Source organism: Sorangium sp. So ce296 (assembly GCF_051529605.1).
GTDB lineage: Bacteria > Myxococcota_A > Polyangia > Polyangiales > Polyangiaceae > Sorangium > Sorangium cellulosum_D.
Genome location: NZ_CP150325.1, coordinates 11,849,432 through 11,865,458, shown reverse-complemented (window position 1 = coordinate 11,865,458; position 16,027 = coordinate 11,849,432). Strand labels below are relative to the sequence as shown.

Below are 16,027 nucleotides of genomic sequence, written 5' to 3'. Positions count from 1 at the left end.
TGCCGGGGAGCGGCCTCAGCTCTGGCCCGGCATCGAGATGACCTATGGCCACATCGAGGCCAGAGGTGGCGCTCAGGGGGCCTTGGCAGACGGGGGAAAGCTGTAGACGAGGGGGCTCGTCGCCGGGATGCGGAGCTCCGAGAGCTCCTGGTCATCCAGGCGCCAGCTGCGCTTCAGCTCCCTGAAGACCACGTTGTGGTAGCTCCACATCCAGATCCAGGCGCGCGAAGCGCCGTCGAGGACCGTCGCTGCGTCGAGCTTGCGCGTCACGAGCCGGCGATGGTCCTTGAAGAAGTCGAGGTACAGGGACGGCTCGTCCATCTCCGACCTGATCGCCCAGAGATAATCGACGAACAAGAGGCCATCCGCGTCCGCCCGGAGAAGCTTGCGGATGTAACCGAGCTCCTCCATCACGGAGTGGTGCGAGGCACGCAGATCTGCGTTCTCCTCGGTCTCGCGGAGCAGGCGGGGATCGACGATGACCCGGGGGACGTGCGCGACCTCGTCGCGCAGTCGCTCTGCTTCCGCGACACCGCGGCCGAGGACGAGGCCGCCGTGCGCGACGGCATCGCCGAGCGCGATCGCGCCGCACACGAGCACGCCGAGCGGCACGAGGGCCGACTGGAGGTGGACGATGTTGAGCGCCTGCCAGAAAGGGAGCATCCCCGCTGGCTTGATCGGCGCGATGTGGAGCACGCGACGGGCCGCGAGGGACAGGTGGCTTCCGTATATCCTGGCGAGCTCGGAGTCGCCGAGGTGGCGCTCGACGATCGAGACAACCTGGCGCGCCCGCCCCTCGGGCATCTCGGGGTCGTCGACCCCGAGCAGCTCCAGCGCCGTGACGATGCACGGGCGCGGCCTAGGCAAGGGGGTCGCCTTCATGCAGGCTCGTCCGACAGCCGGCGGAGCGCGGCGTCCAGCGTGTCCAGCCCGACCCGATCGAGGAGCCCGCCCAGCTCCGGATCGGTGTCGTCGGTCACGAGCATGCAACCCTCGGCCCGGGCATGACCGCCGATGTGCCAGTCGACCGTGGCGCCGCAGGTCCGGCCGGTGCCGGGTGTCTGCACGGCGCTCGGGGGCAGCCCCAGGCACTGGAGGCAGCGGTCGCGCTTGGCGCGCTGCCAGGCCGCGTCGCTCGGGTACCGCTCGCCTAGCCGCGCCGCCGTCTCCAGCGCGTGCCGGGCGTCGAACGGCTGCACCTCGATCCCCTTCGAGCGAAGCCCGTCGAGGATGACATCGAGGTTGAAGGTCGCTCGCCATCGCTGCTTGAGGTCGAACAGCTTCTCGGTGTAGGCGACGGCCGAGATCACGAGGCGGACCGGCGCGCGGCCCTCGTCGGCCAGGCGGAGGTTGTGCCACGCGATGCGGTCGCAAAGCGCGTTGAGCCGCCGGTCGCGGTACACCGCGTTGGTGTCGAACGCCAGCGTGACGGCGCCCTCGCGCAGGCGCGCCGCGAGCTCGTCGGCCGTCACTGCTGCGGCTCCCGTCCCTCGAACAGGTCGACATACTGGTCGTTCGTCAACATGCGATAGTGCCCGTCTTTCTCGCGCACGAAGACCACGCCGCCGCCGTGCGAGAGGCCGAGCTGCTGCTGGACCTCGGGCGGGACCTGCACCACCCCTTCCATCGTCAGGTATCCGCGCGGCGCGCGCGCGTTCGAGGGCGGCGACGGCGCCGCAGGCTGGGTGAACTCCCAGGCCTCCTCGGCAGACACCTTGTGGATCCGCGGCCCGTCCTCCGAGCGCGTGAGCAGGTAGAAGGGGGGCTGCTTCTCGAACTGCCCGGAGTGGCTCGTGATGAGGAGCTGTGACGGGGCTTCCGGATCGGCGGCGAGCTCGTCGAGCACGTCGCGCAGCGCACGCTGCGCCGACCAGCGCAGGTTCAGCTCCGGCTCCTCGATCCCGATGATGTCCGCTCCCGTCATCACGAGACGCGCACAGAGGACCGCGATCTGCTGGATGCCAGAGCCCATCAAGCGCAAGGGCAAGAGCTCCGATCCGGTATCCAGGACCAGCTCCGCGCGATCGGCGTCGGTGTCGAAGCGCATGCGCCATTGCCCGGGGCCGACCAGATCCCGGAAGCGGCCGAGCGCCGCCACGAAACGCTTGAAGCGCTCGCGGGGTGCGCCGGTCGCGCTCTCGGCGTCGTGCAGCACCTTGCCGAGCGCGCGGGGGAGCGGCTCGCGCGTCGCGAGCGGCGAGGCGCCTTCCGACGCCTCGCGCGTGAGGGTGCGATCGGCGCGCACCAGCGCGAAGCGCGGCACGACCTCCTTTCGGCGCACGCGCTGCCCGAGCCGCTCCAGCACCAGGGTTAACGCGGCGTCCGTCGCCGCCTGGTCCCCCGCTCCGGCCGCGAGATCCACGCCGTCCGCGGTACGCCGGAGCTCGGTGATCCGGACGGTCACCTCCTCGTCGCCGCGCTCGAGGCGAACGCAGGTCACGATCGGCTCACCGAGCCAGGACGGATCGTCCTTCTCGCGATCGAGCTGGAGCTCCGCTTCGAGGACGATCGGCCCCGCGTCCTTCAAATTGAAGATCTCGGCCGGCGGGTAGCCTTGCTGGGCGAAGTGCTCGTACCCGCGCACAGCCTCGCGCGGCGGCCGCTCGTCCGGCGCGGCCGCGGGCGGCGGCGCGTGGCGCGCGTAGCGCTCCTTGAGGCGCGGGCCGCCCTGCGCCTGCTCTCGCAGCGCCTGGATCGCCACGAAGAAGAGCCCGATGCTCTCCAGCAGGTTCGACTTGCCGACGTTGTTATCGCCGTGCAGCAAATTGAGCCGGCCGAGGTCGGCGAGGCGCACCGGAGCGCGGAGGTTCTTGTAGCCCTGGACCTGGAACCACTGGAGCCGCATCGTCGGGTCGAGGGCATCTTAGGCCACGAGCCTGCGACCCGCCAAGCCACGGCGAGGGCGGGCCGCGACCGGACCGGCGGGGGTCCGGACGACACCGCTAGAGGCTCGTCGTCGGCCAGAGGTACACGAGCCCGACCGGCGCGAGCCGCTTCAGGCTCACGTGGTAGAGCGCCTCGAGCTCCGCCGGCTCGTCCCGGATCTCGTCCTCGATGCGGGCGAGGCGCTTCCTCATGTCCTGTCGCTCGCTCTCGAGCTGCTCCCGCTGCGGCCTCATCATGTCGCCCTCGAGCTCGCCGAAGAGCGAGAGCTGGACGTTGAGCTGCCCCTCGATCTCGACGCGCTGGGCCCTCAAGATCTGCCGCAGATCCTCGGCTTCCTTGGCGCCGCGGGCCGAGAGGAGCTGCGCGGCCTCGTGCGCCCGGCTGTCGGCCTCGTCCTGCACGTGCCGCCAGAGCGCGCCGAAATCGGCGGCGGCCGTCCTCGCCAGGCGCTGGCGGAGGGGCTCCGGGACGGCCGGGAGGCCGCCGACGCGCGTGAGCAGCTCCTCGAGGTGGGCGACGGCCTGGCGGTCCTCGTCGGTGCCCGTGGGCTTCAGGTGGTCGCCGTCGCCGCTCTCGCGGAAGGGCGCGGCGACGGCGATGAGCTCGTCGTGCAGGCGCGCGGCCCCGGGCCCGAAGAGCGAGAGGCGGCCGAAGGCGATCGCCCGCGGCTCGCCCGAGCGGTCGTCGGGCACGACCGTCACGCGCGAGAGATCCTGGGCGCCGAAGCCCTGGGCCAGGAAGCGCGCCAGGATGCGCTGCACGAACGGGTGCTCGAGGTGCAGGTGGACGCGGTCCTCGCCCATGCGGTCGAGCGCCTTGAAGACGACGGGATGCGGGGCGAGCTTGCGCCACGCCCACTCCGGCTCGTCCCTGCGGCGAGGGCGGCGCAGGCTGTCGAGGGTGCGGTCCCAGCTCGCCGGCAGGGGCGGCAGCTCGAACGCCTGCTGCCCCTCCACCTTCTCGGCGACCTGCGCGAGGGGCGCGGCCCCGGCGAGCTCCAGGCCGACGTCGATGGCGTCGCGCAGGAGCTCCTCCCGGAAGTCCATCACCTTGCGGGATCGGCCGAGGATGCGCCGGGCCTCGTCGATCTCCCGCTTCAGGGCGGCCTGGCCTTCGCGCTGGCTCTCGAGCTCGCGCCGGGTCGTCTCGGCCTGCTCGGGGAGCTGCCCGGCCTCGTCGAGGGCGGCCGCGGTGAGCTGGTCGATTCCCCGGCTGAGGGCCCGCTCGATGCGCTCCATGACGACCTCGCCCAGGCTCCCGAGCTCGGTCTGGATCGTCTCGACCTTGCCCACGAGCTTCTCGAGCACGGCGTCCTCGACGCGCTCCGGGTAGACGAAGTAGTGGCAGCGGACCTTGCTCGCGGGCTGGAGCGTGCGGTCGATGCGGCCGTTGCGCTGCTCCATGCGGGCCGGGTTCCACGGCACGTCGAAGTGGAAGAGATCGGCGCAGTGGTTCTGGAGGTTCAGGCCCTCGCGCGCGGCGTCGGTGGCGATGAGGACGCGCACGGGGTGCTCCGCCGGATCGCCGTTGAACGCCCGCTGCAGCTCCTCCCGCGCCTCGTCGCCCATGCCGCCGTGGAAGATGGCGATACGCTCGTCGCCGCGGTCGGTGTCCTCCACGGCGGCGGCGAGGGTCTTCTGGAGGTAGCGCATGGTGTCGCCGTACTCGGTGAAGACGATCACCCGGCGGTCGCCCCACGCGCCGCTCGCGCGCTTGCCCCCGCCCGGCCCCCCGACCCCCGGGCAGAGCTCCGCGCGGAGCCAGCGCAGGAGCGCCACCACCTTGGCGTCGGGCCGGTGGCGATGCTGGCGGGAGAGGTCGAGCATGCGCTGAAGCAGCTGGCGGGCACGCCCCTCGGGGGACGGGAGCGCGGTCGACGCCGAGGCGACCTCGGCCGCGTCCTCCGCGTCGCGCTGCTCGTCGTCGACGCCGTACGCGTCGTCGTCGTCCTCGGGCCGCCTGCGGCCGAGCGGGGACGCGGGCGCGGGCTCGGCGCTCGCCGCCCCTTCCAGCTCGAGCTGGGCGTCCTCCGTGGCGGCGCGCCGCGCCGAGGCGCGGGGCTCGGCGCTCGCCGCCGCCTCGTCGACGCGCGCGGCGTGGGCGTGGAGCGTCCGGTGGAACGCCTCGATGCTCGAGAGGAGCCGCTTCTGGAGGTTGATGAAGACGAGCTGCCCGCGGCCGCGCTTCGGCTTCATCGTCTCGGTGTACTCGGCCAGGAGGCGCGAGAGCTCGAGCTCGGGCGTGCCGACCGGGCCGAGGTCGACCTCGGCGGCGAGCTTCTCCCGCTGGCCGGCCTCGGCCTCGAAGTACCGCGCCCGGAAGACGTCGCCCTCGCGCTCGAGCGCGATCCGGACGACGCTCCGGACGGGGAAATCGCTCTTGCCGAGCGCCTGGAGGTCGCGCTTGAGCCTGCGGACCATCACGGCGGAGAGCGCCCGCGATCCCGCCTGGATGGGGACCCCCCGCGTGAAGCGCTGGGGGTCGAGCATGGCCATGAGGGCGCTGAAGCTGTTCGAGTGGCCGTTGTGCGGCGTCGCCGACAGGAAGAGGCGGTTCTCGAACCGCGGGCCGAGCTCGTCGCGGATCATGGTCGTGACGTGGGAGTCGACCGCGTAGAGGCTCGCCGATGCGGGCGCCGCGGTGTGGGCCTCGTCGAGGACGAGCAGGCTCTTCTTCATGCGCGCGCCGAGGTGGGCGAGGAGCGGCTCGCGGTACTCGGGGCGACGGAGCGTCTGGTAGGAGACGATGAACCGGTTGTGCGTGCTCCAGGTGTTGACGCCGAAGCCGCGCTCGCGGCGCCGGCGGGCGACGAGCTCGCGCCCCATGATCTCGAAGCGCTGGCCGAAGCGCTTCTCCATCTCGCCGCGCCACTGGAGGCAGAGGGAAGCGGGGCAGACGACGAGGACGAAGTCCACGCGCTGCCGGAGCTCCAGCTCCTGCATCACGAGCCCGGCCTCGATGGTCTTGCCGAGGCCCACGTCGTCGGCGATGAACAGGTTCGCGCGCGGCAGCTCGAGGGCCTTCTTGAGGGGCGTGAGCTGGTGGTCGAGGAGCTTGATGCCGGCCCGGAACGGCGCCTGGAAGAGGTCGGCGCGCGTGGCCGTGACGCTGCTCCACTTGAGGGCGTGGAAGTAGGCGGCGAACCGGCGTGGGGGGTCGAGCGAGGCGACCGCGCCGAGCCCCTCGGCCTCGGGCTGGAGGACCTTCGCGCCGAGCTCGATCTCCCAGAGCACCGAGAGACGAACGCCCTGCGCGTCGTCGTCGAGGCAGACCAGGTCGACGCGGGTGGCCTCGTTCGGGGCTTCGGGCGTGACGACGTCCTCGACGAGGTACTGGCGCTGCCGGACGAGCGCGATGTCCCCTTTCACAGGCGTGAGGCGCGGGGTGACGTGGGCTCCGAAGAGGCCCGTCGGCGGGGCGGTCTTGCGGTCGCCGATGGCCTGGAGGAGCCGCTCTGCGAGCTCCTGGCGCGCGCGGCTGGAGGCATCCAAGCCGTGTGCCTGGCAGGCAGCGCGCAGCTCGTCGCGGCCCATCCATTCGATCACGGAACGCATGCGGACCTGCTCGGAGCGCGCCAGCGCGACGGCCAGCTCGGCCTTCGTGCCGCGCTGGGGCACGAAGACGCCGAAGTAGCGCGCGAGCTCGATCAAGCGCCCGCGCGAGGGCAGCGATTCGAGGAGCGTGCGAACGGAGGGCGGGGAAGCGGGGGACAAGGAGGCAGACATCGACATGGGGGTTCCACGCGCCGCGTAGAGCGGGGGGGCGCATGGCAAGGTACGCCCCGACAACGACACGGTGAAGATTGTTCTGCTGACGGTGTCCCCGGGATGCGCCCGCCCTTCGCACGACCTGCTCCGGGCGCTTACCCTCGGCCTGGACCGGGAAAGAGCAAAGCGGCAGCAGTTCGTGCTGACGGTTACGGCGCGCGATGGGGCTCGAGTCGCCGAGCGGACCGACGCGCACGAGCACGTCGAGCTCCTCGGATGCCGACGCCGGAACGCCGACGAGAAGCGCTGGCCAGGATCGCGCGCTCGGACGGTGGCCTCTCCACCGCGGAGATGGGTGCCACCCATCTTTTCTTGGAGCCACGTCCACCGGGAGACGGGTGCCACCCATCTTTTCTTGGAGCCACGTCCACCGCGGAGATGGGTGCCACCCATCTTTTCTTGGAGCCACGTCCACCGGGAGACGGGTGCCACCCATCTCCCGCGTGGACGCGCCACCTCACCCGGAGGGGTTCACGGCATCCCGCCCGCGTCCGGCAGGGGCGCCGGGACGGCTTCGGGCTTCTTGGCGGGGGCTTTCCGGCGGGATCTGCCGAGGTCGTCGACCATCTCGACGTAGGGCGCCAGCAGGAACGCGGCGAGCGCCTCGCTCCCCGGGATCTCCGGGTCCGCGTGGCTCTCGATCTTCTGGATCAGGCTCCGCAGCGCATCCCGGGCGGCGCTCCACTGCGGCCTGCCGTCGGTCGGCCCGCCCTCCTTGGCGAGGACCACGGTCGTGAAGCCGTAGGCCTCGCCGAAGCGCGCGTGGGCGGCGACGAGCTGCCGGTAGTGCCGGGTCCCGCCGAACCCCTCGATCACCGCCTGCGCGCGCTCCTCCTCCAGCGTCTTCATCCGCTGGACCATCGCGGCCCACTGGATCCGGGGCCGGCGCGTGATGAAGCGAAGCCCCTCGGGCGCCGGGAAGAGCTGCGCATAGAGCCAGCGCGCCTCGAACGGCGACGGCGCCTCCCGATCCTCCGAGAGCCCGGCCGCTCCCGCGTTCCACTGCTCGAACGCGCGCCATCGGTCGTCGCTGTCGGTGTTCGCCGCGCTCCGCTCGGCCTCGCTCGGCGCCGCATGGCGCTGGTCGGCCTGCGCGCTCGCTCGCTGGCCGCGGAACCCCTGAAGCTCCGTCGCGGCCGCGTCGAAGCGCTTCCACGGCCTGTCGATGTGCGGCGGCAGCGCCGCGAGGGGCTCGAGCCCCCTGGGCAGCGGCGCGTCGGCCTCCTTGCGCTTACCGCCCTTGGGCCGAAGCACCGCCGCGACCCGCGCGCTCATCTGATCTCGGAGACCGATCACGTCGTCCGCGACGAGATCCGGGGGCAGGACGATGGTCGAAAACATCGGTGATTCACTCACGGGGTAAACCTCCTGTGCTATCTGATGGAATCCGGCCTGTTGCCGTGGCGACACGCCGTCGTTTCGTTGCGGCGTGGCGGCACGGCAACCGACGTGCCGGCGCGAGGTGCGTCCCTATCTCGGCGCAGCGTCTGAAGACGACGACGGGGTGAGCGCAACGACCTGTTATGTGCCGCAATAGATTGCGCTGTTCCGCAACGCTACCGTCGGCGGCTAACGACGGCCCCGGCGATCGCGATCAGGGACCACCGAGGGGGACAATCGCGCGGTGCCCTCCGAGAGCCGCGGCAGTTCGTCGCTCCTCGCGTCCGCCGGCCCCTCGGCGAACGCGTCGCGACCGAGCTCGCGCGGAGCCCCACCTCGCACAGAGCATCCCTCTCCCCGGGGCCAGGCAGCTCGGCTCGACCTCCACGACCACGATCGCGCCCGGGGCGACGCGGTACTAGCGCGAGCGCCCAATCCGCACGCCGAAATACGTGGGCCCCCACGCCACCGCGCCCGGGTCGAGCTCCGGCGGCGCCAGAGCCGAGAACGCGACGTCCGCACACACGAGCCAGATCGACGACGACCTCTCTGCGGTCAGCTGGCGCGCCATCGCAGAGGTCTCGATCAGGTTGTGCATCGGGATCAGGCCGGCCGCGACCGGGGCCTCCTCCTGATCGAACGGCAGCCGCACCAGGTACACGTCCTGGTCCCCCCACGGCACCTCCGAGCGCGCCACCTCCGCGCTGGCTGCGATGATCCCGCCTCGCTCGTCGCTCGCAAGCCGCGCGCAGAGCCACGCGAGCACATCGTCCTTTCGTGGGTCGCCATCCAGACATAGCTCCGATCGCGATCGCGCTGGAATCGGAGCGTCGTGAAGCCTGCCCCCCGTCGCGAGCCCCATCTCCTCCACGAGCTCGACGAGCGCGACACCCCGATCCGTGGGCGCGCGGCGGCGCAGCGCGGCAGCAGCGGCGGCGCGCACGCGCGCGTCGCTGTCGCGCAGCCGCGCCCGGGCGAGGTCGACGGCGCTCGCGTCATCCCCAAGGAGCTCCAGCACCGCGGCGCGGAGCGCGGGGCTGGGATCGTCCATCCGCGCGATGACCGCGCCGCGGTGCTGCCCCTGGGCCCAGAGGAGCCTCGCGGCCGGGATCCTCAGCGCATCGAGCTCCTGCACATCGTCCAGCATCCCGAGGAGGGGCTCCGCTGGAGCGTCGGCGGGTGCCAGCGACTCCAGCGCGACCCGGGTCACCTCGGCGGCGTAGTCGCCTCGCTCCACGATGGCGCGCAGCTGGCTCGCCTGCTCCGGCCGGCCCGCGATCGCCCGCGCCGCCGCGAGTTGCGCCGGATCGCCGTCCATGTCCGATGGCTCGTCCAGCATCGCGGCGATCCGCTCCACGGAGCCCGTGTCCCGCGCGAGCGCCGTGATCGCCGCGGCGCGAACCGCGGCGGCGGGCTCGTGGAGGAGCTCCCGGACGCGCGGCGCCGCCACCTCGTCCCCCGAAAGCGCCTCCGCCGCCGCGGCGCGCACGGCGCCGTCGCCGTCATCGAGCCGTCGCAGGAGCGCTTCCCGCGCTTCTACCACCCCGGCGACGGCCCTCGTCGCGACCTCACGCCACCAAGGGTCTGGATCGTCGAGCCGGCGCACGATGGCCTCATCCCCGGCGTCGCCGAGCGCGCTGGCCGCATCGGCACGGACGAGCACATCGGGGTCGTCGAGCAGCGCGCGCACCCCCGCGACCGAGGAGGGATCCCGGGCCAGGTCACGCAGCCTGCGCCGCCGCTCCACGCGCTGGGCCGGACGGAGGCGCGCACGCAGCAGCGGGAGCGACCCCGGATCGTCGCGCAGCGCCTGCATCGCCGCGGTTCCGACCGGGGATGGCGCGTCGATGTACCGCCGGAGCAGCGGAATCGCCGGCGGATATCGGCCGAGGACCTCAATGGCGGCCCGGCGGACGTGGGGATCTGGATCTTCCAGGCAAGGCATGACGCTGTCGAACAGCGCATCCTGGTGCGCGAGGCTGCTCACGGCGCGCGCCCGCACGAACGGCTCGGCGTCCTCGACCAGGGCCCGACGCGCCGCGACGGACGCCGCGTCGTCTCGCAGAGCCGACGCGGCGACCCCGCGGAGCGTCGGGCTCGGATCGGACAGCAGCGCTCGGATCATCTCCTCCTCGCCGGCGCGCATGGTCTCCACGATCGCCACGCGCACGGACGCGTGCTCGCTCGCATCCGCGAGCCGCCCTGCCCTCACCTGCCGCGCCACCGCATCGAAGCCGAGCACCGACATCGCTGCCGCCCGGACGAGCGGCGAGGGATCCCCGGCCGCCAGGTCAAGCAGCGCGCTCGCCGACTCCGGATCGCGACGCAGCGCCCGCGCGGCCGAAGCGCGAACCAGGGCCGCCTCGTGCGCGAGCAGGGCGCGCACATAGGAGCGTTGCTCCGGACGTGCCCAGAGGTCCTCGAGCACGAAATCTCGGACATCACTCGCCAGCCCGGCGAGTCGGCCCTTCACCTGCTCGATAACCGCCGGCTCTCTGACCAGCGCACGCACCAGCGCGCCCTCAAGCTGAGACGCCTCCGGATCCACCTCAGGGCTCGGCAGCGGCGCCTCGAGCGCCCGGCGCAGGGCGGGCGTGTACCTAGGATCGCCGGCGAGCAACGTCGCCGCCGCCGCGCGCACGCCGCCCGACGGATCGCTGGCCAGGAGGTGCGCCGCCATCGGTCGGGCCAGAGGATCGCCGTGCAAGCCGGCGACCGAGGCGGCGCGCACCTCGCGTTGCGTCGCGATCACGCCTTGGCGCACCACCGGCAGGCAGCTCGGCGCGAGCGCCACAGCGAGGAGGGCCGCTTCGCGGATCACGACCGGCTCCCCGGCGAGCGCGAGCTCCCGCAGCCGCTCCTGAGACGCCCAGTCGTCCCTGAGCGCGTGGATGGCCGCCACGCCGACCCCCGCGTCGGACCAGCCCGAGGTCTCCCAGACGGCGATCATCGCATCGGACATGGCATTCCTCCGTGCAGCCGGTCAGCGAAAGCCAACGTGGACGCCGGCCCCTGGTGCTGGCTCGCCCAGCCCCGGTCCGGCTGGCTGAAGCTCTGGCCGCTCACGGGCGGCACCTGATGGCTCTGTACCCCCAGGTTGGGCAGCATCTGGCTACCGTTGAGGATGCCCGACGGGGTCGTTGATGTAGTGAATCCAGCCGCCCTCCGCGTGCTCGCCCGATGCCCGGCACCAGCGTGTCCAGCTGCGGCGACGGACCTGCCTCGTGGACGCTCTCTGCCGCCGTCCGCGGCCATCGTACCTGAACACCGTCTCGGACGCGGAGGATTCTGCACGGAGCAGGCGGCCCGCCGGGTCGTCCTCGAACCGATCTACCGTGCCGTCTGCGTAGACCCGCTCGACGAGCCGCCCGACGGGGTCATGATTGAGCTCGGTGATCTCGCCGGAGCCACGCTCGCTCTGAACGATGCGGCCCGGCGATCGGCCGTGAGGCCGCAAGCATGGCCATGTGCTGCGATATCGATGAACACGTCATCGAGAGACGACGCGATCTCCCCCGTCGCCGACCAGCACACCACCTTGCCCGTAGGGCCTGGGCACGCAGCTTTGAGCGGCGCCGACAGCGAGGCTCAGCAGCGCCGTGGGGGCCGCACCGCCCGCCGGAGTCGGGCTCCGCGCGCGCCCCCAGGGCTCGGCGGGCTTGCCTGCCGTGCGTCGTCGTCGCGCGTCCTTCCGCGGATCTCGCTCCACGCCTGCGCGACCGCGCCCGTCCCCCCGCGGGCGCTGGGCGCGCGTGCGAGGATCGCCTTCGGGAGCCAGATCCTCGGATACGTAGTCGACGCCACCGGCGACCCACACCCGCCAGCTTGCGTGCAGGCTCTCGACGGTCGCAGCGTGCGTGCTACTACGGCGCCGGCCATGAACGCATCGAAGGCGATCGAGGAGCGGGTGGACCGCTTCGTGAAGGATATCCTGCGCCTGGTCCGACGGGTCCAGGAAGAGCACCGCGCCACGGCGCGCCGGGCTGTAACGGCGATGCTGACCGATCCGGGACGGCCAGCGGCGAACGCCTCCTCGGAGCGCCGTCCGAAGCGCCGGAAGGCGCCCGCGCCCACCCCGAAGAGCGTGGCTGGGCCGGTGAGGAGCAGGAAGCACGGCACGCGCTCGGGAGCGCCGAGCGCCTCGACGACGGCGGCACCGGCCACGAAGAGGATCGTAGCACCAGCATCCGGCGCGGACCGTACCACGGCTGGCGTGCTGGCCGCGACCGGAGCCTCCACGAGCGAACGGGAGGCTGTGGTGCTCGAAACCGTTCGATCCCTCGTGCGCGGGACGGCAACGGAGATCGCCACACGCAGCGGGCTGCCGAACGGGAGCGTCTACGTCGCGCTTCGCGCGCTCATGGCTCGCGGCCGCGTGGCGAGAGCCGAGACAGCGAGGGGCTTCGAGTACAGCCTCGTTTCGCCAGGCGAGATCCGTCCCTTCAAGCGCGTGAGGGCTGCGAGGCCCGCAAGCCCTGCCGAGATGGAACGGACCGCCGACGCCGCGCTCGCGGACTAGAAGATACCGCTGCGGAGAGCTCTGGCGCCGGTGACCCTCGAGGGCCGTCACGCCCGTCTTCCGGATGAGCTCGAGACGCGTGTGCGTGCTTCACCAGCGCACGTGGAGCGTCGCGCGCTCCGCGCAGGTTCCGCGCCCCAACCGGGACAAGACCCTGAAAAAGTAGGTCCCCGGCGTGATGCTCCCCGAGATCCGACGCGTGGTGGCGCCCGTGTTGAGCGGGAACGTGGCGTCCCCGATCGAGCGATTCATGATCGAGCCCTCTTTTTCGAGGAAGAGCTGGATGTTAGGCGGGCACCCCGGGCCACAGGTTCCAGGCGCGTCCGAAGACCTCGGTGGCCCCGGGCCGATCGCGCTGAGCGCAGCACCTCCAGGTAGCGCCCGCGGCCTGCAGCCCCGCAAGTCACGCCCACGCAGCGTGCCCCCCGGGTCAAGCCCGTAAGAACACGCGTTCCCCGGCCGGCGGATCTCAAGACAGGTGCTCGTAAAGCTTTTAGGGCTCACGCCAGTGTGTGAGCGAACGGTAGCAAACGTCTGATAGTGCGGTGGTTCGGCAGTGCCGAGGCTCAGGGCCAGGGGAAGCGCTCGGCACGCGAAGTCTCTCCGCGGACGCTCAGGGCAGCCACCGCGCGACGTCGACGATCTCCCGGGCCACCTCGGCGACGCCCCGCGGTCCAGCGACGCGAGCGAACAAGGGCGCGAGGTGCCCGAGGTCGTCCTTCGTCCAGTCGTCGAGGAGCTCGGGCCGCCGCTTCCAGTCGAGGTACCGAAGGAGGCGCTGGCAGAGCCGACGCGCGTGCGGCTCGGTCATCGAGGCCGCCAGCGGGACCAGCGCGAAGAGCGGCCTCGTCCTCCGGAGCGACGCGGAGGCCGAACGGACCGCTACGGCGTGGGCGCCCTCTCTCGATGCTGTGAGTCGCCCAGGGACGAAGGACGGGAGCTGAAGCGGCGCCATCGGGGCTTTCCTCGGAATTCTGAGACGCCGCGGCGACGGATCACGACGCCTTACAAGGCATGGTCTCAAGCGGCGCTCACGGGAACCACGCCGCGACCTCCACCACCTCGCGCGCCGCCCCGGCCAGGCCCTCGTCGCCCGCGAGCGTCGCGAGGAGCGGCACGAGCCGCACGAGGCTGACGCGGTCGCCCGCGAGCGCGGCACTTCGGTACTCGCCGGCGAGCGCGTCGAGCAGGATGCCGAGCGCCGCGGCGGCCCCGTCGGGCGGGAAATGGCGCGCCAGCGGGACCAGGTCGAGCAGGCGGTCCGGCTCGTCGGCGCCGAGGCGCAGGGCTAGCCGTAGGGCCCGGCGCGTGAACTCGGGCGCGTGCGCGGGGTCGTGGTGCGCCAGGAAGCCGAGGGCGCTCTGGAGGCCATCTTCACTGAGCGGCCCGACCGCGGCGAGCAGCGGGTCGCTGTCGCCCGTCGCCGCGAACCAGGGGCCCACGTCGAACAGGAAGCCGGAGCGCTCGCGCGGCTCGGCCTTCCGGATGGCCTCGTCGATCCGCGCCCGCAGGCGCGCCGGCTCCGCGGCGAAGGGGAGGCTCCGGGCCAGCGCCCGCACGCGCGATGCTTCCGGCAGCGCCTCTAGCAGGTCCTCGGCGGGATCGCCCAGCGCACGGAGGCGCGGGATCAGCCCCTCGAAGAGCTCGGCGGCGTGCTCGCCGAACTGGGGAGCCAGCGCCGCGGCGCGGCGGGCTTCCGGGGCGTCGAGGAGCGGCACGAGCTGCGTGAGCGTCCAGTGCCACTGCAGGCCGTACGGCTCGATGTGCTGCTCCACCGCAGCGAATGCGGCGCGCACGCGGTCGGGATCGCCGAGGACCCCCGCGAGCGCGGCGAGCACCCGCGCCCGCGCGGGCCCAGGCAGCGCCTCCGCGTCGGGCCAGAGAGCCTCGGCGACCGCGCGCGGGAAGTGTTTGGAGAAGCAGTCGACATCACCAGGATCTCCGTCGCCGTCGCGGAGGTTGGCGAGCGCCTCGCGCGCGACCGCGATCCCTTCATCCGGAGGCAACCCCCTCGTCGCGACGAGCATCTGATGCGCTCGATCCTCCGCATTCTCCGCGGTCCGGAACGCGGCGAGCGCTTCACGCGCGAACGCGTACCCCGCCTCGCCCCCGACGACTTCGCCGAGGCTCAGGAGGACATCCCCGCGGAACTCGACGTCCGGGATGCGCCGTGCGGCGTCCGCGGCCCACGCGAGCACCTCGGCGCGCGCCGGGCCGGCCGCCATCGCCGCGCCGAGCGCGGTGAGCGCCTTGGCCTGCTGCCGCTGATCCGCGAGCGGCGTCTCCCGAGTCATGGGCTCGACGCCCACAGGCGCATCGTGATCCTCGCGGCGGGCGCACCAGTTCATGCTCGCCTCGACCAGGGCCGCGCGCATCGCGAGCGACGTGGCCTCACGGCCCGACGCGAGCGCCTCGACGGCGCGACGGCGCACGCGCTCGAGGTCGGCGACGAAGCCGAGATAGCCCTCGGGCCGAGCCATCCAGCGGGCGAGGTGCTCCTCGGTAACTAGCGCGGCGAATGCCTGGAACGGCGCAGCGGCCTGCTCCAGGTGGGCGCGCGCGTAGGCGCAGGGATAGCCGTCCGGCGGGAGCGACAGAAGCCGGCGGATCGATGTTTCCCGCGTGCCGCGGTCGAGGCGCTCCTCCACCTCGCGACGGGCCGCGTTCGAGCGGAACGCGTACGTGCCCTCGACGACCGCGACGAGCGGCTCGATCCCGGCGAGGGCGGTCTCGATGGGGCCCTCAAGGGCGGTCGTGAGCTCGTCCTCGCGCAGCCGGCCGTAGGCGACCGAGAGCAGGCCGAGGAGCCGGGCCGGCGCTGCGCCGGCGGTCGCGAGGAGCTCTGCGGGATCGCCTGGCGCGGACCAGGGCCGTGACGGCAGCGGATGGATCCGCGTGCGCGCCGGATCGAAGCCGAGGCGCGGGATCCACGCGCGAGCCGCGGCCTCGTCGCCCTCGACGGTAGCGAGCACCTTGACGCGGGGACCCACGGCGGAGAACAGCGCTGGCCAGGAGACGAGCGGCTCCGCTTCCTCGACGTCGGTGATTGCGAGCAGCTGCGATGGTTCGCCCTCGGTCGGCCCCACGCGCAGGTGCTCTTCCGCGATACGCATGCGAAGCCACCGAGGAGACCCGCCACCGTAACCGGCGAGCAGCCGCGAGGTGAGCAACGCGACCAGGTCGCGCTCGAGCCTGAGATCAGGCGCGATCGGCACGAGTCTCGCGGCGTACGCGGTGCCTTCCCGCTGTGCACGGACCAGGTGGGCGGCTACGACTGCGCGCCGGCTCGGGCGCGGGCCGTGTAGGATCGCATAGGGCCGGTTTGGCTCCTCGATCCACCGGCCGAGCGCGGCGAGCGCGGCTTGCTCTGGGGGGTCGAGCGTGGTGCGCGACGCCTCGTACCAGGCGTAACCGCAGGCGCGCTCGATGGGAGCAGGGGCGGGGATCCGGGGCGGGGATGTCGTCATCGCACGCG

10 protein-coding genes are annotated in these 16,027 nt (G+C 72.5%); 1 reads left to right on the top strand and 9 read right to left on the bottom strand.

What is annotated here, in order from left to right:
* Nucleotides 1-72 precede the first annotated feature (72 nt).
* The 6 genes from WME98_RS43755 to WME98_RS43730 all read right to left on the bottom strand — a co-directional run bounded on the left by WME98_RS43755 (nucleotide 73) and on the right by WME98_RS43730 (nucleotide 10,995).
* Nucleotides 73-882 carry a hypothetical protein gene (locus tag WME98_RS43755; RefSeq protein WP_437947556.1) on the bottom strand — a complete coding sequence of 270 codons (810 nt, stop codon included), beginning with the start codon at nucleotides 880-882 and terminating at the stop codon, nucleotides 73-75.
* Complete coding sequence (locus tag WME98_RS43750; protein ID WP_437947555.1) at nucleotides 879-1,472, bottom strand: hypothetical protein; 594 nt, start codon at nucleotides 1,470-1,472, stop codon at nucleotides 879-881. Before WME98_RS43750 ends, WME98_RS43755 begins: the two co-directional genes overlap by 4 nt.
* The gene (locus WME98_RS43745) at nucleotides 1,469-2,845 is read right to left on the bottom strand and encodes an AAA family ATPase (RefSeq protein ID WP_437947554.1); all 1,377 of its coding nucleotides are present in this window, start codon (nucleotides 2,843-2,845) and stop codon (nucleotides 1,469-1,471) included. The genes WME98_RS43750 and WME98_RS43745 overlap by 4 nt, the downstream gene beginning before the upstream one ends.
* A gap of 97 nt (nucleotides 2,846-2,942) precedes the next feature.
* Complete coding sequence (gene drmD / locus WME98_RS43740) at nucleotides 2,943-6,617, bottom strand: DISARM system SNF2-like helicase DrmD (protein ID WP_437947553.1); 3,675 nt, start codon at nucleotides 6,615-6,617, stop codon at nucleotides 2,943-2,945.
* A 507-nt stretch (nucleotides 6,618-7,124) separates the two neighbouring features.
* Nucleotides 7,125-7,994 carry a hypothetical protein gene (locus tag WME98_RS43735; RefSeq protein ID WP_437947552.1) on the bottom strand — a complete coding sequence of 290 codons (870 nt, stop codon included), beginning with the start codon at nucleotides 7,992-7,994 and terminating at the stop codon, nucleotides 7,125-7,127.
* A 457-nt stretch (nucleotides 7,995-8,451) separates the two neighbouring features.
* Nucleotides 8,452-10,995 (bottom strand): HEAT repeat domain-containing protein, encoded by a 2,544-nt coding sequence (locus WME98_RS43730; protein ID WP_437947551.1) that lies wholly within the window; start codon nucleotides 10,993-10,995, stop codon nucleotides 8,452-8,454.
* A gap of 915 nt (nucleotides 10,996-11,910) precedes the next feature.
* Here WME98_RS43730 and WME98_RS43725 point away from each other — a divergent pair.
* Nucleotides 11,911-12,552, top strand: a complete 642-nt coding sequence (locus tag WME98_RS43725; protein ID WP_437947550.1) for a helix-turn-helix domain-containing protein — start codon at nucleotides 11,911-11,913, stop codon at nucleotides 12,550-12,552.
* 90 nt (nucleotides 12,553-12,642) lie between these two features.
* Here the strand turns inward: WME98_RS43725 and WME98_RS43720 are convergent, their stop codons facing one another.
* The 3 genes from WME98_RS43720 to WME98_RS43710 all read right to left on the bottom strand — a co-directional run bounded on the left by WME98_RS43720 (nucleotide 12,643) and on the right by WME98_RS43710 (nucleotide 16,019).
* A complete protein-coding gene (locus WME98_RS43720; protein WP_437947549.1) occupies nucleotides 12,643-12,804 on the bottom strand; it encodes a hypothetical protein in 162 nt (53 codons plus the stop codon).
* 361 nt (nucleotides 12,805-13,165) lie between these two features.
* Nucleotides 13,166-13,363, bottom strand: coding sequence for a hypothetical protein (locus WME98_RS43715; protein WP_437947548.1), 198 nt, complete (start codon nucleotides 13,361-13,363; stop codon nucleotides 13,166-13,168).
* 220 nt (nucleotides 13,364-13,583) lie between these two features.
* On the bottom strand, nucleotides 13,584-16,019 hold the full coding sequence (locus WME98_RS43710; RefSeq protein ID WP_437947547.1) for a hypothetical protein: 2,436 nt from the start codon (nucleotides 16,017-16,019) through the stop codon (nucleotides 13,584-13,586).
* Nucleotides 16,020-16,027: the final 8 nt, after the last annotated feature.